This window comes from Shinella sp. GW821-FHT11G07, from assembly GCF_058808115.1.
On record NZ_JBXARJ010000002.1, the window covers coordinates 221,692 to 246,889 of the forward strand.

The 25,198-nt window shown below is 62.8% G+C and carries 26 protein-coding genes; 19 read left to right on the forward strand and 7 right to left on the reverse strand.

Annotation, left to right across the window (positions count from 1 at the left end; all coding sequences use genetic code 11):
• Positions 1-3: 3 nt before the first annotated feature.
• Both cbiB and AC1RT2_RS04575 read left to right on the forward strand, forming a co-directional pair.
• Complete coding sequence (cbiB, locus tag AC1RT2_RS04570) at positions 4-984, forward strand: adenosylcobinamide-phosphate synthase CbiB (RefSeq protein WP_493099854.1); 981 nt, start codon at positions 4-6, stop codon at positions 982-984.
• 153 nt (positions 985-1,137) lie between these two features.
• Positions 1,138-1,566 (forward strand): L,D-transpeptidase, encoded by a 429-nt coding sequence (locus AC1RT2_RS04575; RefSeq protein ID WP_069058472.1) that lies wholly within the window; start codon positions 1,138-1,140, stop codon positions 1,564-1,566.
• Between the two features lie 9 nt (positions 1,567-1,575).
• Here the strand turns inward: AC1RT2_RS04575 and AC1RT2_RS04580 are convergent, their stop codons facing one another.
• Positions 1,576-2,301 (reverse strand): Crp/Fnr family transcriptional regulator, encoded by a 726-nt coding sequence (locus AC1RT2_RS04580; RefSeq protein ID WP_069058473.1) that lies wholly within the window; start codon positions 2,299-2,301, stop codon positions 1,576-1,578.
• A gap of 211 nt (positions 2,302-2,512) precedes the next feature.
• Between AC1RT2_RS04580 and hemN the strand changes: the two genes are divergently transcribed.
• From hemN to AC1RT2_RS04620, 8 genes are all read left to right on the forward strand, one after another.
• A complete protein-coding gene (gene hemN / locus AC1RT2_RS04585; protein ID WP_493099857.1) occupies positions 2,513-3,862 on the forward strand; it encodes an oxygen-independent coproporphyrinogen III oxidase in 1,350 nt (449 codons plus the stop codon).
• A 124-nt stretch (positions 3,863-3,986) separates the two neighbouring features.
• The gene (locus AC1RT2_RS04590; protein WP_150129872.1) at positions 3,987-4,271 is read left to right on the forward strand and encodes an acyl carrier protein; all 285 of its coding nucleotides are present in this window, start codon (positions 3,987-3,989) and stop codon (positions 4,269-4,271) included.
• A gap of 117 nt (positions 4,272-4,388) precedes the next feature.
• Positions 4,389-4,871: a 3-hydroxyacyl-ACP dehydratase FabZ family protein gene (locus tag AC1RT2_RS04595; RefSeq protein ID WP_493099860.1), complete on the forward strand. Its 483-nt coding sequence runs from the start codon at positions 4,389-4,391 to the stop codon at positions 4,869-4,871.
• Between the two features lie 2 nt (positions 4,872-4,873).
• Complete coding sequence (locus AC1RT2_RS04600; RefSeq protein ID WP_493099862.1) at positions 4,874-6,073, forward strand: beta-ketoacyl-ACP synthase; 1,200 nt, start codon at positions 4,874-4,876, stop codon at positions 6,071-6,073.
• A gap of 10 nt (positions 6,074-6,083) precedes the next feature.
• Positions 6,084-7,370, forward strand: a complete 1,287-nt coding sequence (locus AC1RT2_RS04605) for a beta-ketoacyl-ACP synthase (RefSeq protein ID WP_069058476.1) — start codon at positions 6,084-6,086, stop codon at positions 7,368-7,370.
• 13 nt (positions 7,371-7,383) lie between these two features.
• Positions 7,384-8,412: a zinc-binding dehydrogenase gene (locus AC1RT2_RS04610; RefSeq protein WP_069058477.1), complete on the forward strand. Its 1,029-nt coding sequence runs from the start codon at positions 7,384-7,386 to the stop codon at positions 8,410-8,412.
• An 11-nt stretch (positions 8,413-8,423) separates the two neighbouring features.
• Positions 8,424-9,353 carry a lipid A biosynthesis lauroyl acyltransferase gene (locus tag AC1RT2_RS04615; RefSeq protein WP_493100380.1) on the forward strand — a complete coding sequence of 310 codons (930 nt, stop codon included), beginning with the start codon at positions 8,424-8,426 and terminating at the stop codon, positions 9,351-9,353.
• Positions 9,354-9,591: 238 nt separating this feature from the next.
• Positions 9,592-10,302 carry a PAS domain-containing protein gene (locus AC1RT2_RS04620; protein ID WP_493099865.1) on the forward strand — a complete coding sequence of 237 codons (711 nt, stop codon included), beginning with the start codon at positions 9,592-9,594 and terminating at the stop codon, positions 10,300-10,302.
• Positions 10,303-10,308: 6 nt separating this feature from the next.
• Here the strand turns inward: AC1RT2_RS04620 and AC1RT2_RS04625 are convergent, their stop codons facing one another.
• Positions 10,309-10,788 (reverse strand): hemerythrin domain-containing protein, encoded by a 480-nt coding sequence (locus AC1RT2_RS04625; protein ID WP_493099867.1) that lies wholly within the window; start codon positions 10,786-10,788, stop codon positions 10,309-10,311.
• A gap of 210 nt (positions 10,789-10,998) precedes the next feature.
• Between AC1RT2_RS04625 and ccoN the strand changes: the two genes are divergently transcribed.
• Genes ccoN through ccoP form a run of 4 tightly spaced genes read left to right on the forward strand, consistent with a single transcriptional unit; the run spans position 10,999 to position 14,393 of the window.
• Positions 10,999-12,621 carry a cytochrome-c oxidase, cbb3-type subunit I gene (ccoN, locus tag AC1RT2_RS04630; RefSeq protein ID WP_493099869.1) on the forward strand — a complete coding sequence of 541 codons (1,623 nt, stop codon included), beginning with the start codon at positions 10,999-11,001 and terminating at the stop codon, positions 12,619-12,621.
• A gap of 11 nt (positions 12,622-12,632) precedes the next feature.
• The gene (gene ccoO, locus AC1RT2_RS04635; RefSeq protein WP_069058481.1) at positions 12,633-13,364 is read left to right on the forward strand and encodes a cytochrome-c oxidase, cbb3-type subunit II; all 732 of its coding nucleotides are present in this window, start codon (positions 12,633-12,635) and stop codon (positions 13,362-13,364) included.
• A 10-nt stretch (positions 13,365-13,374) separates the two neighbouring features.
• Positions 13,375-13,527, forward strand: a complete 153-nt coding sequence (locus AC1RT2_RS04640) for a CcoQ/FixQ family Cbb3-type cytochrome c oxidase assembly chaperone (RefSeq protein ID WP_069058482.1) — start codon at positions 13,375-13,377, stop codon at positions 13,525-13,527.
• Between the two features lie 2 nt (positions 13,528-13,529).
• Positions 13,530-14,393 (forward strand): cytochrome-c oxidase, cbb3-type subunit III, encoded by an 864-nt coding sequence (gene ccoP, locus AC1RT2_RS04645; RefSeq protein WP_493099872.1) that lies wholly within the window; start codon positions 13,530-13,532, stop codon positions 14,391-14,393.
• A gap of 47 nt (positions 14,394-14,440) precedes the next feature.
• On the opposite strand, the gene AC1RT2_RS04650 is transcribed toward ccoP, so the two are convergent.
• The 3 genes from AC1RT2_RS04650 to AC1RT2_RS04660 form a co-directional block, all read right to left on the reverse strand.
• Entirely contained in the window at positions 14,441-15,178 is a 738-nt protein-coding gene (locus AC1RT2_RS04650) for a GGDEF domain-containing protein (protein ID WP_493099874.1), read from the reverse strand.
• A 116-nt stretch (positions 15,179-15,294) separates the two neighbouring features.
• Positions 15,295-15,651 (reverse strand): VOC family protein, encoded by a 357-nt coding sequence (locus AC1RT2_RS04655; RefSeq protein ID WP_493099876.1) that lies wholly within the window; start codon positions 15,649-15,651, stop codon positions 15,295-15,297.
• The gene (locus AC1RT2_RS04660) at positions 15,648-16,064 is read right to left on the reverse strand and encodes an SRPBCC family protein (RefSeq protein ID WP_493099878.1); all 417 of its coding nucleotides are present in this window, start codon (positions 16,062-16,064) and stop codon (positions 15,648-15,650) included. Before AC1RT2_RS04660 ends, AC1RT2_RS04655 begins: the two co-directional genes overlap by 4 nt.
• Positions 16,065-16,280: 216 nt before the next feature.
• On the opposite strand from AC1RT2_RS04660, the gene ccoG reads away from it, so the two are divergent.
• The 5 genes from ccoG (at position 16,281) to gnd (ending at position 22,393) form a co-directional block, all read left to right on the forward strand.
• Positions 16,281-17,852 carry a cytochrome c oxidase accessory protein CcoG gene (gene ccoG / locus AC1RT2_RS04665; RefSeq protein WP_493099880.1) on the forward strand — a complete coding sequence of 524 codons (1,572 nt, stop codon included), beginning with the start codon at positions 16,281-16,283 and terminating at the stop codon, positions 17,850-17,852.
• The gene (locus AC1RT2_RS04670; protein WP_493099882.1) at positions 17,852-18,349 is read left to right on the forward strand and encodes a FixH family protein; all 498 of its coding nucleotides are present in this window, start codon (positions 17,852-17,854) and stop codon (positions 18,347-18,349) included. Before ccoG ends, AC1RT2_RS04670 begins: the two co-directional genes overlap by 1 nt.
• Complete coding sequence (locus AC1RT2_RS04675; protein ID WP_493099884.1) at positions 18,346-20,640, forward strand: heavy metal translocating P-type ATPase; 2,295 nt, start codon at positions 18,346-18,348, stop codon at positions 20,638-20,640. Before AC1RT2_RS04670 ends, AC1RT2_RS04675 begins: the two co-directional genes overlap by 4 nt.
• Entirely contained in the window at positions 20,637-20,792 is a 156-nt protein-coding gene (gene ccoS / locus AC1RT2_RS04680; protein ID WP_493099886.1) for a cbb3-type cytochrome oxidase assembly protein CcoS, read from the forward strand. Before AC1RT2_RS04675 ends, ccoS begins: the two co-directional genes overlap by 4 nt.
• A gap of 170 nt (positions 20,793-20,962) precedes the next feature.
• Positions 20,963-22,393 carry an NADP-dependent phosphogluconate dehydrogenase gene (gnd, locus tag AC1RT2_RS04685; RefSeq protein WP_493099888.1) on the forward strand — a complete coding sequence of 477 codons (1,431 nt, stop codon included), beginning with the start codon at positions 20,963-20,965 and terminating at the stop codon, positions 22,391-22,393.
• A 59-nt stretch (positions 22,394-22,452) separates the two neighbouring features.
• On the opposite strand, the gene AC1RT2_RS04690 is transcribed toward gnd, so the two are convergent.
• On the reverse strand, positions 22,453-23,706 hold the full coding sequence (locus tag AC1RT2_RS04690; protein WP_493099890.1) for an MFS transporter: 1,254 nt from the start codon (positions 23,704-23,706) through the stop codon (positions 22,453-22,455).
• Between the two features lie 119 nt (positions 23,707-23,825).
• Complete coding sequence (locus AC1RT2_RS04695; protein WP_493099892.1) at positions 23,826-24,869, reverse strand: LacI family transcriptional regulator; 1,044 nt, start codon at positions 24,867-24,869, stop codon at positions 23,826-23,828.
• Positions 24,870-25,198: the final 329 nt, after the last annotated feature.

The window sequence follows — 25,198 nt, forward strand, 5'->3', positions numbered from 1 at the left end:
ACGATGACGGAGACCTTGCTCATCCTGTTCCTCGCGCTCGTGCTGGACCGCCTCGTCGGCGATCCGGACAGGATCTGGCGTCGCGTGCCGCACCCGGTCGTGCTCTTCGGCCGTGCCATCGGCGTGATGGACAAGCTTTTCAACGGCAAGCGCCTCTCCGCCGAGACGAAGCGTTTCAATGGCGCGGCCGGGATCGCCGCCCTGCTTGCCGCCAGTGTTTTCCTTGGTTTCCTGATGCACCGGCTGCTGGCACCGCTCGGCGTTTTCGGTGTCGCCATCGAGATCGTCGTTGTTGCGATCTTCCTTGCCCAGAAAAGCCTGCACGACCATGTCCGCGCCGTTTCGACCGGTCTCAAGCGCGGCGGCCTCGACGGTGGCCGGCACGCGGTGTCGATGATTGTCGGGCGCGATCCGGCAACGCTCGACGAGCCAGCGGTTTGCCGCGCCGGCATCGAGAGCCTGGCGGAGAATTTTTCCGACGGCGTCGTAGCACCAGCCCTGTGGTACGCGCTTCTCGGCCTGCCGGGCCTGTTCGCCTACAAGATGCTGAACACGGCCGATTCGATGATCGGCCACAAGAATGCGAAATATCTCGATTTCGGCTGGGCTTCCGCCCGGCTGGACGACCTCGCCAACTGGCCGGCTGCGCGGCTCTCGATCTTTTTCATCGCCGCCGGGGCCTTCGTGGCGAAGGGCAGGCGCGCCGCGCGCGCGGCAATCGGAACGGCACTGCGGGATGCCGGACTGCACCGTTCGCCCAACTCTGGTTGGCCGGAAGCGTCAATGGCGGGTGCACTCGGCATCGGCCTCGCCGGGCCGCGCATCTATGGCGGTACGCGCGTTGACGAGCCGATGATGAATGCCAGTGGCCGCACCGTGGCGACGGTTGCGGATATCGATCTTTCCTTGCGGATTTTCTCCCTGGCCTGCGCTGCACTTGCCGGGGCCGTCGCCCTTGCACTGTTTCTGTCTATTTTGATTTGAGCGCGGCGACCTGCGTTCGGTAAAATTTTACGCCTTAACTTCGTTTTATTTTCGTTACCCCTGTCAATATTGCGGAAGGCTGAAACGTCTATATTCTGTCTCGCTGTGAGACATGGCGTTGAAGCCATGCCCAAATCGTGTAGAGGGGAAGTCATGCGTACCTTGTCTGCGATTGCCGTCGCATTCTGTCTTGTACTGTTTCAAACCCAAACTGCTCTTTCCGCCAATCTTGTCGCCCAGGTCAGCCTTGCTTCGCAGACCATGGTCGTTACTCAGAACGGTGTCGTAAAATATCGCTGGCGGGTGTCGACCGGCCGCAAGGGCTTTGGCACGCCGACGGGCGCCTGGTCGGCGAAGTGGACCTCGCGAAACCACCGTTCGCGCAAGTACAACAACGCGCCGATGCCCTATGCCGTGTTCTTCAAGGGCGGCTATGCGGTGCACGCGACCTACGAGACGAAGCGCCTCGGCCGCCCTGCCTCGCACGGCTGCGTGCGCCTGCACCCGAACAATGCGGCGACATTCTTCCAGATGGCAAAGAGCAACGGGCTGTCCAAAACCCGTATCGTGATCACGCGCTAACGTTGGAGCTCAGTCGGCGCTGGCGTAGCGCATCAGGCGGTCCATGTCGGGAACGATCACGTGCCGGTTGTTCTCGATGCGGATGACGTTTTCCTTGCGCAACTTGGTGAACTGCCGGCTCACCGTCTCGATGGTCAGCCCGAGGAAGTCGGCGATGTCGGCGCGAGACAGCGGCAGGTCGAAGGTCGACATATCGACGCTTTCGGGATCGATATGGGTGGCGATGAGGTAGAGGAAGCTTGCGACCTTTTCCTGCGCCGTCTTGCGGCCGAGCGTCAGCATCCAGTCACGCGCCTCGTCCAGTTCCTTCAAGGCCTGCCGGTGCAGCTTGTGTTCCAGCTCCGGCGTCTTCTTCATCAGCCGGTCGAGCACGGGGCGCGGGAAGTTGCAGACTTCGCTTTCGGTCGCAGCCTCCGCGGTGATCGCACTTTCCTCCAGGAAGGGGCGGCCGAGGAAATCGGGCGCGAACTGCAGGCCGACGATCTGCTGGCGGCCATCGGCCATCACCTTGGTCAGCTTCACCACGCCGCGCATGATGTTGGAATAGTTCACGATGGTCTCGCCCTGGCCGATCACTTCGGCGCCGGTATCGAGGCGATGGCGGGTGGAGTGCTTGTTGAGTTCGGTCAACTGTTCAGGGGTGAGCGTGCCGCAGACGCCGCCGTGGCGTGCCTCGCAGGCGCGACACACGATGGGGATATCGGAATTATGGATATCTCGGCGGCGAACTTCCATTTCGGCTTTTCCTTTCGCCCGGCGGTCGAGCGGCACAACGCTGCCGTGCTACCGCACACAGACCCGAACATAAAGCGTGCCGCCCAGCGGCAAAATAGCGCTTCCTGACTATTGTCAAATCCTAGCCCAGTCCTTCCGGCTTTCACTTGATCAAAATCAAATGGCGGCGGCTCTTTCCGGTTTATTTCCTTCGCGAGCAAGGAGATTGACCATGCAAGACGCCCTCGTGGAACGCCTATCGGCACCGGTGCCGCGCTATACGAGCTATCCGACCGCGCCGCATTTCAACGAAAGCATCGATGCGGACGTCTATGCGCGCTGGCTCGGCACGCTGGATGCGAAAAATCGCCTCTCGCTCTACGCGCATATTCCCTATTGCGACCGGCTCTGCTGGTTCTGCGCCTGCCATACGAAGCAGACGCTGCGCTACGAGCCTGTCGAGACCTATCTGAAGGGCCTTCATGCGGAGATCGCCACCATCGGCGGTCGTGTATCTCTGGACGTGCCGGTGACGGCTCTGCATTTCGGAGGCGGTTCGCCAACCCTGCTGCGGCCTGATGACATGGTTGCCCTGAAAGCCTGTCTTGCGGAAAATTTTTTCTTCTCCGACGATGCTGAAATCTCCGTGGAGATGGACCCCAACGACCTCGACGAGGCCAGGCACGATGCTCTTGCCGAGATCGGCATGACGCGCGCCAGCCTCGGCATCCAGGATTTCGACCCGACGGTGCAGAAGGCCATCAACCGCATCCAGACATTCGAGCAGACCCGCGGCGTGGTGGAAGCGGCTCGGGCAAGGGGTGTGCGTTCCGTCAACTGCGATATCCTCTATGGCCTGCCGCACCAGACGGTCGAAACGCTTGCCGAGACCGTCCGCGCCGTCATCTCGCTTGCACCGGATCGCATCGCGCTTTTCGGCTATGCCCATGTGCCGTGGATGAAGAAGCACCAGACGATGATCGAAGAAGCGGCTTTGCCCGGCGTCGTCGCGCGCTTCGGCCAGATGCAGATGGCGGCGGAAATGCTGGTCGCTGCCGGCTACGAGGCGATCGGCATCGATCATTTCGCCTTGCCGGCCGACCGGCTGGCCATCGCGGCCCGGAACGGCACGTTGCGCCGCAACTTTCAAGGTTACACGGACGACGCGGCGGATGCGCTGATCGGGTTGGGGGCGTCGTCCATAGGACAATTGCCGCAGGGCTACATCCAGAACATGCCCGCGACGGGCGACTATGTGCGGCGGGCGGGCGAGGGCGGCCTGGCCGTGGTTCGCGGCTATTCCTTTACGGCGGAGGACCGCGCCCGCGCCTGGGTCATCGAGCGGGTCATGTGCGATTTCGGCTTTTCCTTCGCCGATCTTGCCGCGCGGTATCCGGATCTGGCAGGCCCCATTCGTTCGGAAGCCCTCCGGTTTGCAGCCTCGGACAGGGACGGCCTTTGCCGCATCGAAGGGGACCGTTTCGTGCTGACGGCCACGGGGCGACCCTTCGCCCGCATGGTTGCCGCCGTCTTCGACGCGCATCTTGCAAGCGGTCGCGGCCGGCATTCCATCGCGGTCTGACCGGTCATTTCGGGCATGTCGTTTGCGCAACACAGCTTTGCCGGCTATGCAGGGCCCTCATCAAGCCCATTGGCAATTGCGTTCGATTTCCATATAGGATCGCCCAACTATAGATTCATGAGGTATGGGCGTGACTGCTACATTCGACAAGGTTGCCGACATCATTGCTGAGACGAGCGAAATCGATCGCGAGACGATCACGCCGGACAGCCACACCATCGACGATCTCGGGATCGACAGCCTGGACTTCCTCGACATCGTCTTTGCGATCGACAAGGAATTCGGCATCAAGATCCCGCTGGAAAAATGGACGCAGGACGTCAACGAGGGCAAGGTCGCGACGGAAGAGTATTTCGTCCTGAAGAACCTCTGCGCCAAGATCGACGAATTGCGGGCTGCCAAGGCCTGAGGCCACGGCGACCGGCTGCGTTTAGCGGCTTTGCGCCGGGTTCCCGGCGCCTTTGGCTTGCGGCCTGCCGTCTTCGGCAGGCCTTTCGATTTCCGGAACCCGCCGGAGGCAAAAACGATGTTGTTAGAATATTTTCAGATGATTGACCGGGTAGAGGCCGTTGACGGTGCGCGTCGCGTGCTGGAGGCCCGCTCGGTCGTGCCGTCAAAGAGCCCGGTTTTCGAGGGCCATTTCCCCGGCATGCCGCTCGTTCCGGGTGTGCTGTTGATCGAGACCATGGCGCAGGCGTCCGGCTTTCTCGTGCTGGCAGCGTCCGATTTTGCGGCCATGCCGTTCCTGATGACCGTCGATGGCGCCAAGATGCGCACGTTCGTCGAGCCCGATGCCGTGCTCGACATCGAGGCGGTGCTGGAGCATGACGGGTCGGGTTATGCCGTAACCAAGGCGAAGATCTCATCCGCCGGCAAGAAGGTTTGCGATGCGCAGCTCAAGCTGCGCACCATGCCGTTTGCCGAAGTGCCGCTCGCGGATATCGTGCGCAAGCGTGCGGAAGAGGTGGGTTTGTTCGAGGCGCTCGCGGCGTCTGCGGAAGGGAAGTGAGCATGGCCAAGGCGAACAACGATGTGGTCATCACCGGCGTCGGCATCGTCACCTGTCACGGTGTCGGGGCGGATGCCCATGTGGAAATCCTCGGCGGTGCGACGGCGCCGGAGCTGAAGATCGAGACGGAGCGTTTTGCGCCCTATCCGGTCCATCCGATGCCGGAAATCGACTGGAACCAGCAGATCGCCAAGCGCGGCGACCAGCGCCAGATGGAAAACTGGCAGCGCCTCGGCGTTTTCACCGCCGGTCTCGCGCTGGATGACGCCGGACTGAAGGACAATGCGGAAGCCTGCGGCACGATGGACATGATCGTGGCTGCCGGCGGCGGCGAGCGCGACATCGCGGTGGATTCGCTGATCGTCGACGAGGGCCTGAAGCGCAACGACCGCGAACAGCTTTTGAACGAGAAGCTGACGACGGAGCTGCGCCCGACGCTCTTCCTCGCCCAGCTTTCCAACCTGCTCGCCGGCAACATCTCCATCGTGCATAAGGTCACCGGTTCCTCCCGCACCTTCATGGGCGAGGAAGCCGCCGGCATCAGCGCCGTCGAAACGGCGTTCCACCGCATTCGCGCCGGCCAGTCGACGCACACGCTGGTTGGCAGTGCGCTGGTTGCGGAGCGTCAGGACGTCATCCTGCTTTACGAGGCCATCGGCGCGCATGCGACCGGCGGCTGGACGCCGCTGTGGTCACGTGACGAAAACGCCGGTGGCGGTATCATCACCGGTTCGGCTGCCGCGTTCCTCATCCTCGAATCCCGTGCGCATGCGGAAGCCCGTGGCGCGCGCATCTATGCGACGATCAATGCCATCGGCGGGGATCGCGGTTCGCGCGACGAGGGCCGTCTGGAAGCGCGGCTTGAGCGCCTGGCTGAAGGCGCGCTCTCAGGTGGCGAGACCGTGGTCTTCTCCGGCGCATCCGGTGCGCATGATGCGACGGCACGCGAGAAGAGCTGGCTCGACAAGCGTTTTTCCGGCAGTGCGCTGCGCGGCTACAGTGCCGTGATCGGCCAGTCGCTCGAAGCCCAGTTCCCGCTCGGCCTGGCGCTTGCCGCGCTGACGCTCGGCGGCGGCGTTACGGTCGCCCCGTTCGACACGGCGGTGGAAACAGCCATGACCGCGCCTGCCGCGACCGCCGTCGTGACGACGGTTGGCCATTCGCGCGGCGAAGGTGTCGCAATCCTTTCGGCAGAGAAGTGAGGTTCCGGCCATGACGAACGCCGCTTACAGGGATCATCTCGGTCGCCCGATCGTCGCCGTTACCGGCATGGGCGTCATCACCTCGCTGGGGCAGGGGCTCAAGGACAACTGGACCGCGCTCACCGGTGGTGTGTCGGGCATTCATGATATTACCCGCTTTCCGGTCGATGGCCTGAATACCCGTATTTCCGGCACGGTCGACTTCATCGACCTGCCGGTCGAAAACCCGGTCGAACGCTCCTACGCCTATGCGCGCGAGACGACGGATGAGGCCTTGGCGCAGGCCGGCCTTTCCGGCGAATTCGGTGGACCGCTCTTCCTCGCCGCCCCGCCGATCGAGCCCGATTGGCGCGACCGTTTTGCACTCGCCGACCGCGCGCCGCCGTCGCAGCGTCCGGGCGATGCCTATGACCGTTTCCTTGCCGTGCTGCGGGGCAAGCCCGAGCCGGCGCTGCATGAGGCCTGGGCGTTTGGCGCGATCTCCGAGCGCCTCGCCGACCGGTATGGCACGCGCGGCCTGCCGGTAACGCTGTCGACGGCCTGCGCCTCGGGTGCCACGGCGATCCAGCTTGGCGTCGAGGCGATCCGTCAGGGCCGCACAGACCGGGCGCTCACCGTTGGTACCGATGGCTCGGTGACGGCCGAAGCCCTCATCCGCTTCGCGCTGCTCTCGGCGCTCTCGACCCAGAACGATCCGCCGACCAAGGCATCAAAACCGTTCAGCAAGGACCGCGACGGTTTCGTCATCGCCGAAGGTGCTGCGACACTCGTGCTGGAATCGCTCGAATCCGCCATCGCTCGCGGCGCCAAGGTGCTCGGCATCCTCAAGGGCTGCGGCGAGAAGGCTGATCATTTCCACCGCACGCGGTCTTCGCCGGATGGTGCCCCGGCTATCGCGACGATCCGCGCCGCGCTGGAAGATGCCGGCATCGACGAGAGCGGCATTGGCTATATCAACGCCCATGGCACCTCGACGCCGGAAAACGACAAGATGGAATATCTCTCCATGTCGACCGTCTTCGGGGAAAAGCTTGCGGGCATCCCGGTGTCGTCGAACAAGTCGATGATCGGCCATACGCTGACGGCCGCCGGTGCGGTCGAGGCGGTGTTCTCGATCCAGACCATGCTGACCGGCACCCTGCCGCCCACCATCAACTACCAGAATCCCGACCCGGCAATCGTGCTCGACGTCGTGCCGAACGTGAAGCGCGACAAGCAGGTGACTGCCGTGCTTTCGAACTCCTTCGGTTTCGGCGGCCAGAACGCCAGCCTCGTCATGACGGCCGAACCGGCCTGATAGGAACAAGACCATGCGCGCCCTCCAGCTTCTCGACGACCGCAAGCTCGAACTGACCGACATCCCGGAACCGGACGCTCCCGGCCCGGGCGAGGTGACGTTGCGCGTGAAGGCCGTCGCCCTCAACCATATCGACGTCTGGGGCTGGCGCGGCATGGCGTTCGCCAAGCGCAAGATGCCGCTCGTCATCGGCGCGGAAGCGGCCGGCGTCGTCGAAACGCTCGGCCCGGGCGTTTCCAATGTTCTGCCCGGACAGCTCGTCTCCATCTACGGCGCGCGCACCTGCGGCCTCTGCAAGCCCTGCCGTGAAGGCCGCGACAATCTCTGCGAACATGTCGGCGGCGTGTACGGCTTCCATCTCGACGGCTTTGCGCAGGAGAAGGTGAATCTTCCCGCGCGCCTGCTGGTGCCGGCACCGCCCGGTATCGACGCGGTTGCCGCCGCGCTCGCGCCCGTCACCTTCGGCACGGTCGAGCACATGCTGTTCGACAATGCCAAGCTCGAGCCCGGCGAGACGATCCTCGTTCATGCCGGCGGCTCCGGCATTGGTTCGGCGGCCATCCAGCTTGCCAAGAAAACTGGCTGCACCGTCATCACCACCGTCGGCTCGAACGACAAGATCGAGAAGGCCAAGGCGCTCGGTGCCGATCACGTCATCAACTATCGCGAAGACCGCTTCGAAGGCGTGGTGCGCAAGCTGACCAAGAAGAAGGGCGTCGACGTCGTCTTCGAACATGTCGGCAAGGATACATGGGCGGGTTCGATGCTGTGCATGAAGCGCGGCGGCCGTCTCGTCACCTGCGGCTCGACATCCGGTGTTTCGACCGACCTAAACCTGATGATGCTCTTCCAGCAGCAGCTGAAGCTGCTCGGCTCGTTTGGCTGCCGCATGGAGAACATGGCGAATGCCATGCAGAAGATGGCGCGCGGCGTCGTCCAACCGGTCATCGATACGGAAGTTACTTTCGACGGTATCGCAACGGCGCTGGAGCGCATGGAATCGCGCCAGATCTTCGGCAAGATCGTCCTCAGGCTGGACTGACACGCGTGAAGATGATCGTCACACGCCTTGTCCTGGCGCTCCGGAACACACAGCAATGGCTGGTGGCGCAGTTCGCCTTCGGCCTGCTCAATCTCCTGAAGCTGCTGCCGGCCGACCGGGCGATCCATTTTGCCGATCGTGTGGCGCGCTGGATCGGTCCCAAGACGAGCCGGCACAAGCTGACGCTGACAAATCTGCGCAACGCTTTCCCGGAAAAGCCTGAGGCGGAGATCGAGGCGATTGCCCTCGATGCCTGGGGCAATATGGGCCGGCTTGCCGCCGAATATGTCTTTCTCGACCGGTTGTTCGATTTCGATCCCGAGCGTTCAGCGCCCGGTCGGATCGAGGTGTCGGGCATTCCGCTGTTCCTCGACCTGCGCGACAATCCGCGTCCCTTCATCGTCTTCACGGCGCATACCGGCAATTTCGAGCTGCTGCCGGTGGCCGGCGCGTCCTTCGGGCTTGACGTGACGGTGCTCTTCCGGCCGCCGAACAACCCCTATGTTGCCGACAAGGTGTTTGAGTTCCGTCGCGCCCGCATGGGCAACCTCGTGCCGTCGCATGCCGGCTCCTCCTTCACGCTTGCCCGCAAGCTGGAGGGCGGCGGTCCGGTCGGCGTGCTGGTCGACCAAAAATTCAACAGGGGACTGCACACGAAATTCTTCGGCCGCGACGTGCAGACCAATCCGCTGCTTGCCAAGCTCGTCCGCCAGTTCGACTGCGAGGTCTATCCGGCCCGCTGCATCCGCCTGCCGGACAATCGCTATCGGCTGGAGCTGGAGCCGGCAATGCAGGTTCCCCGCAAGGAGAATGGCGCCGTCGATGTCGATGCGACCGCCCAGATGCTCAACGACAAGGTGGAGCAGTGGGTGCGGGAATATCCTGGCCAATGGCTTTGGTACCATGATCGGTGGAATATCAAGCGTGGCCTTATTACTTGAGTGCTTACTATTTTTTTCTTTTCATTCTAATTTTGAATACGTTCAGTTTTTCGAATTATGCGACTTTTGGCTAATTCGGGTTTGACATCCTCCCGTTCGCTGTTACCATTTTGCTAATGTAAGCGCTTTGGATAGCATATTTGGGGAGGTAACGATCAAAGCTGCATATCACTTCCGGACAGTTTAAATAATGTAGTGATGCAATTGCTGTAGATTTCAGCAATTCAGGGAGCATGAATTGAAAGCTCTTGTAGAGTTGTTCTGGTTTAAGTATTCGCAACTCCAGCACGCAGTGAAGACGGGGAATGAACGTCTCGTTTCCATGCTGGACAGGGAAATCGAGCCCGCCTTGGCGGCTGTGTTGAACAGGGAAGCTAACGACGCTTCCGAACTGCGGTCCCAATTCCAATTCGTGGTGGACCTTCTCCGGGAAGAATCTGAAGACAGGGCCTGCGTGCTCCGGCAGGCGCATAGTTTCAAGATTCTGCTGGATCGCTATTTTGGCACCGAGGAGGCAGCGACACCGTTCGGGTTGAAGCTGCCGGAGGCTTCACGGCCCATGGCGGTGCCGCGCGTGGTGGAGGACGGGCTGCTCAACGAGGCGATCCTCGACAGTTTGCCGGACCGGGTGTCCGTCATTGCGACGGACTATCGCTATATTTATTCCAACCCGCTCAATGCCGAGCGCTTCAGCGAGAAACCCATCGATCTCGTGGGGCGGCATGTCGTGGAGTTCATCGGTGTGCAGCGTTTCGAGAGCCGGGTGAAGCGGCACCTTGACCGCTGCTTTGCGGGGGAGGTGGTCGAATACGACTATCTGTCCTCGCGTCTTGGCAATGCGATGATCCGCTGCCGCATGACGCCTTGTATGTCGGCAGCGGGAAATGCGCTCGGCGCCATCCTCGTGCTCCAGGAGCTGCAGGAAGTGCGCGACCCGATGGCGGCTTGATCCGCCTCATGCGGCAAGGCCGCCGCGCAGCATGAACTGCTGTTCGAAGGCAATATGACGCCGGATCGATTCGAAGAAGCCGCGGAGCATGTAGCCCGCGGCTTCTGCGTTTACGGTATCGTCGCCACTGCCGAGGCGCGTCAGCGTGTCAGTCAGCTCCTCCGCGAAGCATTCGTCCTCGACGTGTTCGAACTTCAGCCGGGCGATGGACACGGTGAGTTCCGGATCGCCGGCGCCCTTGCTTTCCAGCAGCGGGAACAGGGCTTCCTCCTCATAGCGATGCACGCCATTGACCAGTGGAATCAGGGATTTCGCAGCATAGATGCACTTTTGGCGATTGACGCTCGCCGGCAGGCTGTCGGCGATTTCCTCCAGCGCGGCGCATAGCGTCAACTGCGTGTCGTGGGCTTTTTTCAGCCAGTCGAGTGAAACGGCATCCGTCGGACGATCCGAGAGCAGCCGGGCGATATCTGCATAGTCTGTCATGTCATGCTTCCTCGTTTGGGAAGAGCCGCGGGTGTCACGACGCGCGGCTGCGTCAACCTGTCCCTTTGATGCCGTCCGCTTCCGTTCCCTGCCTTGATCCATGTCAAGGATGCTTCCGTGCGCATCTGCGAAGCCTCAACCGAGCGCAAAGGCCGATTCCGTGCGGGAACCGGCCTGAGCGAGAAATTGACCAGTTGGGGGATGCCAACGATGAAATATGTAACGGAAACGATCGTCCTGGCCGTCGGCGCGTTCATCGCGCTGCTCGGTGCGGCATTCGCCCAGGACAGGCTCTTCGAGGCCCATATGTGGGTCCTCTTCTTCGTGCTGCTCGCCAGCACGCTCTTCATGATCCGGCGCATCTCCTTTGCGCCGGCCACCGCGGCCAAGCCGTCCCAGGATGACGACGGCTATTTCGACGAGGTCATCCGCTACGGCGTCATCGCGACGGTGTTCTGGGGTGTCGTCGGCTTTCTGGTCGGCGTCGTCGTCGCTGCGCAGCTTGCCTTCCCCGATCTCAATATCGAGCCGTGGTTCAATTTCGGCCGCGTGCGCCCGCTGCACACCTCGGCGGTCATCTTCGCCTTCTGCGGCAACGCGCTGATCGCGACTTCGTTCTACGTCGTGCAGCGCACCTCGCGTGCCCGCCTTTTCGGCGGCAATCTCGGCTGGTTCGTGTTCTGGGGCTATCAGCTCTTCATCATCATGGCCGCCACCGGCTATCTGCTCGGCATCACGCAGGGCAGGGAATATGCCGAGCCGGAATGGTATGTCGACATCTGGCTGACAGTCGTGTGGGTTGCCTACCTGATCGCCTTCCTCGGCACGATCCTGACCCGCAAGGAACCGCACATCTATGTGGCCAACTGGTTCTTTCTCGCCTTCATCGTCACTGTCGCGATGCTGCACATCGTCAACAACCTGGCCGTCCCGGTCTCGTTCCTTGGCGTGAAGAGCTACTCGGCCTTCTCGGGCGTGCAGGATGCGCTGACCCAGTGGTGGTACGGCCACAACGCCGTCGGCTTCTTCTTGACGGCCGGCTTCCTCGGCATGATGTACTACTTCGTGCCCAAGCAGGTGAACCGTCCGGTCTATTCCTACCGCCTGTCGATCATCCACTTCTGGGCCCTGATCTTCATGTATATCTGGGCCGGCCCGCACCATCTGCACTATACGGCACTGCCGGACTGGGCGCAGACGCTCGGCATGGTCTTCTCGATCATGCTCTGGATGCCCTCGTGGGGCGGGATGATCAACGGCCTGATGACGCTTCAGGGCGCCTGGGACAAGATCCGTACCGACCCGATCGTGCGCATGATGGTCATGGCCATCGCCTTCTACGGCATGGCGACCTTCGAAGGGCCGATGATGTCGATCAAGTCGGTCAACTCGCTCAGCCACTACACGGACTGGACGATCGGCCACGTGCATTCGGGTGCGCTCGGCTGGAACGGCCTCATCACCTTCGGCGCGGTCTACTTCCTCGTGCCGAAACTGTGGAATCGTGAGCGGCTCTACTCGATCCGCATGGTCAACTGGCACTTCTGGCTCGCCACCCTCGGCATCGTCGTCTACGCCGCCGTCATGTGGGTTGCCGGCATCCAGCAGGGCCTGATGTGGCGCGAATACGACGAGCAGGGCTTCCTGGTCTACTCGTTCGCCGAAACGATCGCCGCCATGTTTCCCTACTACGTGCTGCGTGCCGTCGGCGGTGGGCTGTTCCTGCTGGGCGCGCTCATCATGGCCTACAACGTGACCATGACAATCCTCGGCTACCAGCGTGACGAGGCCCCGATCCCGGGTGCCACGCCCGCGCTCCAGCCGGCCGAATAGGAGGGGACGCGATGTCCATTCTTGATAAACACGCCATCCTTGAACGCAACGCGACGCTTCTCCTCGTTGGCTCGCTGCTCGTCGTCTCCATCGGCGGCATCGTCGAGATCGCCCCGCTGTTCTACCTCGAAAACACCATCGAGAAGGTGGAGGGCATGCGGCCTTACTCGCCGCTGGAGCTTGCCGGTCGCGACATTTACGTCCGCGAGGGCTGCTACACCTGTCATAGCCAGATGATCCGGCCGTTCCGCGACGAGGTGGAGCGCTACGGGCACTACTCACTGGCGGCGGAGTCGATGTACGACCATCCGTTCCAGTGGGGCTCGAAGCGCACGGGGCCGGATCTCGCCCGCGTCGGCGACCGTTACTCGAACGAGTGGCACGTCCAGCACCTGATCGAGCCGCGTTCGGTCGTGCCGGAATCGGTGATGCCGAGCTACGCCTTCCTCAAGGAGACGCCGGTCGATGTGAAGGCCATCTCGATGCACCTGTCGGCCAACCGTGCCGTCGGCGTGCCCTATACGGACGAGATGCTGGAAAATGCCGCGGCCGACATGAAGGCGCAGGCCGATCCGAACGCCGACACGTCCGGCATCGAGGCGCGCTACCCGAAGGCCAAGCTCGGCGACTTCGACGGCGACCCGGCAAAGCTCACCGAAATGGATGCGCTCGTCGCCTATCTGCAGATGCTCGGCACGCTGGTGGACTTCTCCACCTATGACGACGCCGCCGGTTACCGCTGAGGAGGGGCCTATGGAAACCTATACCGCCATGCGCCACTTCGCCGACAGCTGGGCGCTTCTCGCCATGACGCTGTTCTTCCTGGCCGTCGTCGCCTTCGTCTTCCGCCCCGGCGCCCGCAAGGCCGCCGAACGGGCCGCTGAAATCCCTCTCAAGGAGGACTGATCATGGCCGAGAAACATATTGACGAAATCTCGGGCGTCGAAACCACCGGCCACGAATGGGACGGTATCCGGGAACTCAACAATCCGATGCCGCGCTGGTGGGTCTGGACGTTCTACGCCACGATCCTCTGGGCGATCGGTTACACGATCGCGTTTCCGGCCTGGCCGCTGATCTCGGATGCGACGACCGGCATGCTTGGATGGTCGAGCCGCGCCAATATCGCAACCGAGCTTGCCAGCGCCAAGCAGGCGCAGGCCGGCATGGTCGATCGTATCGCCAAGTCCTCCCTGCAGGAGATCATGGCCGATCCGCAGCTTTCGCAATTCGCGATCGCCGGCGGCGCCTCGGCCTTCAAGGTCAACTGTGCGCAGTGCCACGGCTCGGGTGCTGCGGGCTTCGTCGGCTTCCCGAACCTCAACGACGACGACTGGGTCTGGGGCGGCACGGTGGACAACATCTACCAGACGATCGCCCATGGCATCCGTCATCCGGGTGACGACGAGACCCGTGTCTCCGAGATGCCCGCCTATGGCGATATTCTCCAGCCCGAGGAAATCAAGCAGGTCGCGGCTTTCGTCGTCAACCTGACGGGCACGCCTGCGGATGCCGGCATGGTCGAACCCGGCAGGCAGATCTTTGCCGACAACTGCGCCGCCTGCCACGGCGAGGACGCTAGGGGCAACCACGAGATGGGTGCCCCGAATCTTGCCGACGCGATCTGGCTGAAGGGCGAGGGGGAGGCTGCCATCGCCGCGCAGATCAAGTCGCCGAAGCATGGTGTCATGCCCGCCTGGCTGCCGCGTCTCGGAGACCCGGCGGTCAAGCAGCTCGCCGTCTTCGTCCATTCGCTGGGCGGCGGCGAGTAAGCACTAGACACTTTCAAGCAAGAAGGCCGCGGTTTCCGCGGCCTTTTTCATGCCACGACGGTGTTGCGACCCGCCGATTTTGCCCGGTAGAGATTGCGATCGGACGCCGCAAGCGCTTCCGTCGGGTCGAAGCGTGGCGCGCAGTGGAAGGCGCCGATGCTGATGCCGAGCGGGATACGGTGTCCTGTCGGAGAGAGCAGTTCGATGGCCCTCACAGCCTCGCGCACCGCCTGCGAATGGTCGAGCATCTGTTCGGGCGATGCACCATGCAGGAATATCGCGAACTCCTCGCCACCGAGCCGGCCGACCAGATCACCCTCCGACGTCAGCCCGGAAAGGGTGCTCCCCACACGTTCGAGAGCATCGTCGCCTGTCGCGTGTCCGAAACGGTCGTTGACCGACTTGAAATGATCCACGTCGAGGAACAGCAGTCCACCACGCGTGCCGGCCTGGCTTGCGGACTCCAGCTCGGCCATGAATGTGGCGCGGTTGAGAAGACCGGTCAGTGCATCCCGCCGCGCCTGGTGTTGTAGCCGGGTATAGGCCTCCGCCAGCTCGTCACGCGCCGTCGCGAGTGCTGCATTGGCCGAGCGCAGCTTCTCGGCCAGATAGAAATGCACGAACGAGGCCGGGATGGAGATGACGATGGGACAGACGATCGTCATGACGAGACCCGCGCCGGCAACCTCGCCGCCCATCAGCGGCACGAAGGCGAAGCTGATGAGAAGGGATGCCAGCGTGGACAGCACGGCGACCAACAGTGTCTTGCCGAGGATTTTGTACATAAACGGGCCCGCGTTCGTTTGATCGCAGGCCCTGCCTAGGAGCGTCTGATTGAAAAAGCCTGAATTCCTTCGCTAAAAGTCACCAGGGCAATCATATTGACGCTGCGAAAGGCCGATTACCGGTCGGACCAGACCGCAAGCTCGTAGCCGTCGGAGTCCGCGAACTGGAAACGCCGGCCGCCGGGGAAGGCGAAGATGGGTTTCACGATCGTTCCGCCCGCCTTTTCCACCCGGCCGAGCGCGTCTTCGAGATCGTCGGCAAAGAGGATGACGAGCGGTCCGCCCTTGGCGGAGACCGGTGCGAGCGTCGTGAAGCCGCCGGTGAGACGGCCGTCCTGAAATTCACAGTATTCAGGGCCGAAGTCCGTGAACGTCCAGCCGAAGGCGCCGCTGTAGAAGGCCTTGCTGCGGGCGATGTCGGTGACGTTGAATTCGATATAGTCGATCTTGCGATCGGCACCCTTGCCACTCATCGTGTGTTCTCCTTGTCTTCCATCAATCTTTTCAGTGTCTCGAGGTCGCGGGCGATGTGCGCCGCATCCGACTCGAAGGCCGCATCGTCCGTACCCGGTTGGCGCAGCAGCGTGAACATCACCTCCGCACCATCGCCATTCGGCACGACACGCAGCGCATTGTCGACGACGACGCCGTTTTGCAGCGTCACCCTATGGTCGATGACACCGAACGCGTTCGGCGGCGCAAAGCGCACGCGCACATCACCGATCGGCCCGCCATCGGCGATCCAGTCGTCGCCATCCCGCGTCAGGCCCGCGGCCAGGCCGGAAGCCCAGAGCGGCATGTTTTCCGGCTGGGCGGCAAAGGCATAAACCGCGCGCCAGTCGCGCGCGATGGTTCGGTGGATGATGCGGGCGGGAACGGTGGTCATCGCTGTCTCCTCTTTCCGGAGAATAGAGGCAATGGTGGGCAAATGTCGAACGAAAAGTGAACATTCTGCCGCGCGGCGCGTGCGAAGCTGACTTGCGTGGGACCCTGATGCGGCAACCCGCCACGTCCACCTATGCCCGAAACTTGACGTAGATCAACGATGGCGGGGCTTGTTGTCGTCATTGTGGTGGCACAACGACAGGTGCGGCCGAGTCCCATGCAACAGAATACCACCACGATCTACAATTCCATCGAGCGACATGAAGCGGAGCCGGTCAATTCGGCGAAGGTTCGCAAACCGCTCTACGAAAAGCGCAAGAAGATCTTTCCAAAGCGCGCGGAGGGGCGTTTCCGCCAGTTCAAGTGGCTGGTCATGCTGGTGACGCTCGGCATCTACTACCTGACGCCGTGGATTCGCTGGGACCGTGGGCCGCATGCGCCGGACCAGGCGGTTCTCGTCGATCTCGCCGGCCGTCGCTTCTACTTCTTCTTCATCGAGATCTGGCCGCAGGAATTCTTCTTCGTCGCGGGCCTGCTCGTCATGGCGGGTTTCGGGCTGTTTCTCGTCACTTCCGCGGTCGGCAGGGCCTGGTGCGGCTATGCCTGTCCGCAGACCGTCTGGGTCGATCTCTTCCTTGTCGTCGAGCGGGCGATCGAGGGCGACCGCAATGCACGCATCAAGCTCGATACCGGCCCGTGGACGCTCAACAAGGTCTGGAAGCGTGTCAGCAAACATGCCGTCTGGCTGGTGATCGCTGTTGCGACCGGCGGTGCGTGGATCTTCTATTTCGCCGATGCGCCGACGCTGCTCGTCAATTTCGCGACCTTGCAGGCTCCGCCCGTCGCCTACATCACCGTCGCGATCCTGACGACGACGACCTACATCTTCGGCGGGCTGATGCGCGAGCAGGTCTGCACCTATATGTGCCCGTGGCCGCGCATCCAGGCGGCGATGCTCGACGAAAGCTCGCTAGTCGTCACCTACAACGACTGGCGCGGCGAACCGCGCTCGCGCCATGCCAAGAAGGTGGCCGCTGCCGGCGAGAGCGTTGGCGATTGCGTCGATTGCAACGCCTGCGTCGTCGTCTGTCCCATGGGCATCGATATCCGTGATGGCCAGCAGATGGAGTGCATCACCTGCGCGCTGTGCATCGATGCCTGCGACAACGTGATGGACAAGATCGGCAAGGAGCGGGGCCTCATCGCCTATGCCACCTTGTCGGACTATGCGGCCAACATGGCGCTCGCCACGGCAGGCGGCGCGGTGCCGGTCGATCCCAAGCGCGTGCGCGACGCCGATGGCCGCTTCGACGAGAAGGTCCGTCACTTCAACTGGCGCATCATTTTTCGCCCACGCACGCTGCTCTATTTCGGCATCTGGTCGCTGGCCGGGCTGGTGCTGCTTTATGCACTCCTGTCGCGCGATCGGCTGGACATGAACGTCATCCACGATCGCAACCCCCAGTTCGTCGTCGAATCCGACGGGTCGATCCGCAATGGCTATGCCGTAAAGCTGCTCAACATGATCCCGGAACCGCGCGTCATCACGGTGTCGATCGAGGGCATGCCTGGCGCCACGATGAAGATCGCCGGCCATGCCGGCGCGGTCGGCCGCAGCGTCGATGTGCCCGTCGACCCGGACAAGGTGACGGCGCTGCGCGTCTTCGTCACCCTGCCGAAGGATCGCCTCACGGAAGCGCCCGAAGGCTTCCAGATCATCGCCGAAGACCGTCAGGGCCACGAGCGCGACGTCTACTCCGCCAACTTCAACACGCCGGGAGCAAAGTGATGGTTATGCAAAACAAGGAGCAGGGTTTCGTCTTCACCGGCTGGCACATGCTCGGCATCATGGTGCTGTTTTTCGGCACCATCATCACCGTCAACATGATCATGGCCTGGAACGCCTCCAACAGTTGGAGCGGCCTTGTCGTGCAGAACACCTATGTCGCCAGCCAGCAATTCAACGGCAAAGTGGCCGAGGCCAAGGCGCATGCCGCAAGCGGCATCGAGGGCAGTCTCGTGATCGAGAGCGGCCGCATCGCCTATCGTGTCGTCGACGCCAAGGGCGCGCCGGTTGTCGCCAACGAAATTGCAGCTACCTTCAAGCGTCCGGTCGATGAGCGCGAAGATTTCACTCTTGCGCTGGAGCCGGACGGGCCGGGGCTGTTCGTTGCGGAACGCGACGTTCCCGTCGGCCAGTGGATCGTTGATATCAGCACGAAACAGGACGGCGCAAAGGTGTTCCGCCAGACCCTCCGGACCATTGTCGCGGGAGGGGCGAAATGAGCTGCTGCGCACCCGGCACGGAAGGCGCCGCCGAGGTGGCGCGTCTATCGCACGCCTTGCCGTCGTCGGAAGAGTTGCTGCTTGCCAGCCGTCCGGTGGGCGAGGGGCTGCGACAGAGTGAGCTGAGCGTACCGGGCGTGCATTGCGGCACCTGCATCACCACCATCGAGGCTGCATTGAACGCCTTTCCGGCAGTGGTTCGTGCGCGCGTCAATCTTTCCACCCGTCGGGTCTCGGTGGTCTGGATGGAGGATATGGACGGTCTGCGCACCGATCCGCAGGTCTTTGCCGCCGCCATTCGCGATACCGGCTATGACACGCATCTCTTTTCGTTCGCGGCGGAGGGCGATGATGCGCTGCGCAACCAGTTGATCCGCGCCGTCGCCGTCGCGGGCTTTGCCGCGACGAACATCATGCTGCTCTCGGTTTCGGTGTGGTCGGGGGCCGAGGCCGCGACGCGTGACCTGTTCCACTGGATTTCCGCCTTCATCGCCGGTCCGACGCTGATCTATGCTGGCCGCTTTTTCTACCAGTCGGCCTGGAATGCGTTGCGCCACGGTCGCACCAACATGGACGTGCCGATCGCGCTCGCCATCACGCTGTCCTACACGGTCTCGCTCTGGGAAACCGTGCACAGTGCCGAACATGTCTGGTTCGACGCGACGGTGAGCCTGCTGTTCTTCCTGCTCATCGGCCGCACGCTGGACCATATCATGCGCGACCGTGCGCGTTCCGCAATAACCGGTCTTGCGCGCCTCTCGCCGCGTGGCGCCATGGTGGTGCGGCCGGATGGTACACGGGACTACCGTCCGGTGGAGGAGATCGCGGTCGGCGAACATCTCTCCATTTCTGCCGGCGAACGCATCCCCGTTGATTGCCGCGTGCTGTCGGGTGCCAGCGATGTCGATCGCTCGATCGTCAATGGCGAGAGCGATCCGCTGGCCGCCACGCCGGGCACGCAGCTGGAAGCCGGGGCGATGAACCTCACCGGTTCGCTGCTGGTGGAGGCCGTCGCGACTGCGCGCAACTCGTTCCTTTCGGAGGTCATCGGCCTCATGGAAGCGGCCGAAGGCGGCCGGGCGCGCTATCGCCGCATTGCCGACCGCGCCGCGCAGATCTATTCGCCGGCCGTGCATCTCCTGGCGCTCGTCTCCTTCCTCGGCTGGGGCTTTTATGATGGCGACTGGAAGCATGCCATGCTCGTCGCCATCGCGGTCCTGATCATCACCTGCCCCTGCGCGCTCGGCCTTGCCGTACCCGTTGTGCAGGTCGTGGCGGCGGGCCGGCTTTTTGCCGGCGGGGTCATGGTCAAGGACGGGTCCGCCATGGAGCGCCTTGCCGAAATCGACACCGCCGTCTTCGACAAGACCGGTACGCTGACGCTCGGCAAGCCGCGCCTTGTCGACCGGGAGACGGCGAACCGGTCCCATCTTGCCCTCGCGGTGGCGCTGGCTTCCCATTCGCGACATCCACTCTCGCTGGCGCTGGCGGCAGCCAATGCCGGCCCCATGCCGGTCATCGAAGCGGTGAGCGAGATTGCCGGGGGTGGCCTCGAAGCCGTGACCTCGCAAGGCGTGCTTCGTCTTGGCAGCCGTGCCTTCGCCTGCGGCAAGGCCATGGTGGGTGAGGAGGCGCATGGGCTTTCCGAGGTGGTGCTGTCGCGTGACGGCACGGTGCTGGAAACCTTCCGTTTCGAGGATGCTGTGCGCACCGGCGCAGCCGAGGCGATATCGGCTCTCAAGCGCGAGCGGGTCGAGATGGCGATCCTCTCCGGTGACCGTGCGCCGGCCGTTTCGCGCGTTGCCGGCATGCTCGGTATCGGCCATTGGCGCGCTGCCCTGTCGCCGCGCGAAAAGACGGAGGAGGTTGCCGAGCGTGCCGCGGCCGGGCGCCGGGTGCTCATGGTCGGCGACGGCATCAACGATGCGCCGGCGCTTGCGGCAGCCCACGTCTCGATCGCTCCGGCGACGGCGGCGGATGTCGGCCGGCAGGCGGCGGATTTCGTCTTCCTGCATGAAAGCCTCGAAGCCATACCCTTCGCTTTCGAGACCGCGCGGCGTGCCGACCGGCTGATCCGGCAGAATTTCGCGCTCGCCGTCGGCTACAACGTCATCGCCGTGCCCGTCGCAATTCTCGGCCACGCGACGCCGTTGATCGCTGCCATTGCCATGTCCACGTCGTCGATCATTGTGGTCGTGAACTCGCTTCGCCTGCGCGGAAAATTGCCGGCCTTCACGGCGCGTGCGACGGACGAAGCCCGCCCGGCAGCATCTGTGGTGCAAGCCGCATGAACACGCTGATCTTCCTCATTCCCATCGCGCTCTTCCTCGGCGGGCTGGGGCTCGCCGCCTTCCTCTGGTCGCTGAAGAGCGGCCAGTATGACGATGTCGAGGGGGCCGCCTGGCGCATACTTGACGACGGCGAGGACAAGCCCGGGCGGTAGGTTCGATTGGTTCTAAAATGGCCTTTTGGCCAAACAATTGCTTGTCGTAAATCGATTTGAATGCCAAAACACCACGGCTGGAGCCGAGGCTCCAAACTCTCTTTTTGCGCGGCGTTTCCGGCACGAGTCCGGGCAAATCCCACGCCGCGCCATCCTACGGAGGTATGAACGTGGCACAGGCGGAAATCGGGCTTATCGGTCTCGGTGTTATGGGGTCGAATCTCGCGCTCAACATTGCCGAGAAGGGCAACAAGATCGCGGTCTTCAACCGCACGGTGGCGCGCACGAAGGAATTCTACGAGGAGGCCGGTGCGCTCCAGGGCCAGATCGTGCCCTGCGATACCATCGAGGAGTTTGTTGCGGCCATCCGCCCGCCGCGCCCGATCATCATCATGATCCAGGCAGGGGCTGCGGTCGACCAGCAGATGGAATTGCTGCGTCCGTACCTCGAGAAAAACGACATCATGATCGATGCCGGCAACGCGAACTTCCGGGATACGATGCGCCGCTTCGATGCGCTGAAGGATTCCGGCCTGACCTTCATCGGCATGGGCGTTTCCGGTGGTGAAGAGGGCGCGCGCCACGGCCCGTCCATCATGGTCGGCGGCAAGGAAGACTCCTGGAAGCGCGTCGAGACCGTGCTGACCTCGATTGCCGCAAAGTACAACGATGATCCCTGCGTCGCCTGGCTCGGCGAAAACGGTGCCGGTCACTTCGTCAAGACCATCCACAACGGCATCGAATATGCCGACATGCAGATGATTGCCGAAATCTACGGCATCCTGCGCGATGGCCTGAAGATGAGCGCCTCCGAGATTGCCGACGTCTTCGCCGAGTGGAACAAGGGTCGCCTCGAATCCTACCTGATCGAGATTTCGGCAACGGTGCTCGCCGCCAAGGACCCGATCGGCGGTGGCCCGATGGTCGACATGATCCTCGACAAGGCCGGCCAGAAGGGCACGGGCAAATGGTCCGCCATCGAGGCGCAGAACATGGGCGTGCCCGCGACCGGCATCGAAGCCGCCGTTGCCGCCCGTTCCATCTCTTCGTTCAAGACCGAGCGTGAAGCCGCTGAAAAGATCCTCGGCCTCCCGGATGTTCCGGCTCTCCATGTGTCCGACAAGGCTGTCTTCATCAAGGACCTCGAAAGCGCGCTGCTCGCCGGCAAGATCGGTGCCTATGCACAGGGGTTTGCGGTGATGTCGGCCGCCTCGAAGGAGTACAACTGGAACCTGCCGATGCCGACGATCGCCAAGATCTGGCGCGCCGGCTGCATCATCCGCTCGCAGTTCCTCGACGAGATCACCAGCGCGTTTACCAAGGCACCGGATGCGGCAAACCTCATCGTCACCCCGGCCTTCGCGACGATGGTGAAGGACACCGATGGCGCCCTGCGTCGTGTCGTCTCCGCAGCAGCGCTTCATGGCCTACCGGTTCCGGCACTCGCCTCGGCGCTCGGCTATTTCGACAGCTACCGCCGTGCCCGTGGCACGGCAAACGTCATCCAGGCGCAGCGCGACTTCTTCGGTGCGCATGGCTTTGACCGCGTCGATGGTGCCGACAGCCACCATGGCCCGTGGGGCTCCGGCCTTAACGGCTGAGAATAACAAAGGCCCGGTCGAGAGACCGGGCCTTTTACTTATGGGCGTTTGTGGCGACGTTAGGCGTAGAGGCCACGAAGATGCGGGCCGGCGGCACCCTCCGATGCGGCAGCCGGGGTAAGTTCGACCGATGCCCTGGGTGGCGGCATTCTCGTGCCGATGGCAAAAAGGATTGCGCTGCCGACGGCAAAGGCGGCAAAGAGCAGGAACATGCCGGGCCCGCCGAATGCACCCAGCATGAGGCCGCCGAGGGTTGGGCCGACGAAGTTGCCGACGGTCGAGAAGGAGTGGGCGCCGAAGTAACTGCCCCGGTTGCGGTCGTTCGCAATGCCATCGACCAGCATGTATTCCGACGGCACGACGAGGATTTCCCCGATCGTGAAAATCACCATCGAGATCGCGAGGCTCCAGAAGCCGCTGGAGGCCAGGAAACCGAGTTCGCCCGCAAGAAACAGCAGGCAGCCGATCACCAGTGCGTTGAGGGCGCCGGCGCGCTCGATGAAGCGGCGGGCAAACGGGTTCCCCAGCAGGACGACGGCACCATTGATGGAGACGATGTAAGCAAAGATTTCCACGCCACCGGAGATGTTGCCGGCGAGATAGGGAGCGAGCGTTGCCGACCATTGGCCATAGACGGCGACCAGCAAGGTGCCGCCACCGACGAAGAAGGCCAGGCGTGGGTCCCGGATCGCGGTCTTGATGCTCTGAAGTATCGAGATTTTGGGCGAGGCGGCGGTTTCCCCACTATCCTGATACGCCGGGACTTTCAGCAGATGCAGGGCAAGTGCAAACAGCGCATAGACGATGCCCGCGATGATGAAAAGCATGGTGGATGCAGCACCCGCGGCGATGCCGATCAGCGGACCGACGGCAAAGCCGAAATTGATCGCTGTATAGCGCCAGGAGAAATATTTGAGGCGCATCGGCTCGGGGCAGACGTCGCTCATCAGGGCGCGCGAAATAGGCTCGTTGATCGCGATGGCGACGGCCGCGACGATTTGGGCAAGGCAGAAGGCGAGAACCGTTTCGGCAATCCCCATCCCGGCCATGGCGATCGCCATGGAGAGGAGGGTGAGCGTGAGGACAGTCTTGCGCCCGACCTTGTCGGACAGGGAGCCCGCGAACGGCGCCGCGACCGCCCCCACCAGAGGGCCGATCCCCAAGAGGACGCCGATCATGGCTGGGCCGAGCCCGAATGATTGCTGCAGCTTGATGGCGAGGAACGACAGCGTCATCGCCCTCGCGACATTCACAAAGCCTGCCCCGGCGACGAGGAACAGCACATAGTTCAATCTCTGCTTTTCATGTCCCACAGCTTGCCGCTCCGTCGCATTTCGCTTGCTCGTCGCGAACCGTCTGATTCACGCGATGGCACTGCGATGCCGCAAAATTGGGCAGCCTGCAACAGCCACAAATCGCCACGCCGGATGCGTCAGCTCTCGTCCGTCGGAATCGGGTAGCTCAGCGTTTGCAGTTCTTCCGCCGGCTTGCCCTCGATGCGGGCGATCACGGCTTTCGCCAGTTCCCGGCCGGCAAGGCGAATGTCTTCCCGCATGATCACGACTTCCGGGCGAAGCCACTGCAGGAGCATGTGCGATTCCTTGGAGGCCAGGTCGATATCCTGCCCGAGCTTGCGGCCGGCCGCTTCAAGGGCGGCAATCAGCGCAACGGCACCGGAACCGCTGCCGCAGACAATGCCGTCCGGCGCATCGGCGGCCGTGAGCATGGCTTCCCCGGCTCTGCGGATATCGACGAGGCTGGAATCAAGGTTGACCTGGCTGAACGGCACCGCCGTTGCGCCAAAATCGCGGATCCCTTTTTCGAAGCCGGCCTGCATATGCAGGTGGAAGGTCAGGTAAGGTGGCGGCTGGAGCAGTGCCAGGCGCCTGCGGCCGCGCTCGACGAGTTTGCGCACACCCTCATAGGCGAAGCGTTCGTTGTCGAAATCGTGGTAGGGGTGGGTGAGCCCCATTTCCGTCCGCCCGTGGGTGGAAAAGGGGAAATTGCGCTCCATCATCAGCGCGACACGCGGATCCTTGGGCTCCGTGCGCGAAATGATCACGCCATCGGCCGCCCCGGTTTCCAGGACGTAGCGCACGGGGTCGAGCGCATTGCCCTGCGTGCGGTAGGGCGTCACCACCAGATGATACTGCGTCGAGGCAAGGATTTCGGATATGCCGACGACCATCGGGCTCGTCAGGCCCATGATCTCTTCCTCGAGGCTGAGGATCAGGCAGATGACGTTCGTCTTGCCGGTGCGCAGGCGCACGCCGGCGCGGTTGGGCTGGTAGCCGATCTGGCGGGCGACGAGGCGAACGCGCTCCTTCGTCTCGCTGCTGATATCGGGCGCATCCTTGAGCGCGCGTGACACCGTGGTAATGCCAAGACCGGTCATGAAGGCGATCGTCTTCAGCGTCGGCCGTTCGCTGTTCGGCGAAAGCGTCGCTGTCTGGCCCTCGCTTGTCTTCTTGCTCATCCCCTGCCTGCCACCTCTCCGTATTAGCGCCCGGTTATACATTTTTTAACCTCGGCCGCTACTCCCCGTCGAAATTCCGATAAATCTGTAACGATGCAGCTCCTTTGTCGAGAGGAAAACAGGAGGATTTTCGTTCTCTGGCGCGAGAAATCCAGCATTGCACCGCAAAGTCATAAATTATGCGCTTGCGAAGTTTCATTCGCAGTTTGGGCTGGTGATTTCGTGAAATAGTAAATAAAAATAATATGTTGCCTGCTATTTCGCGCTGCGCTGTGCCGTGCGCGATGTGGCCCCTCCCGGTAGCTGGCAACGTGTTGCTGGGCCGGAAG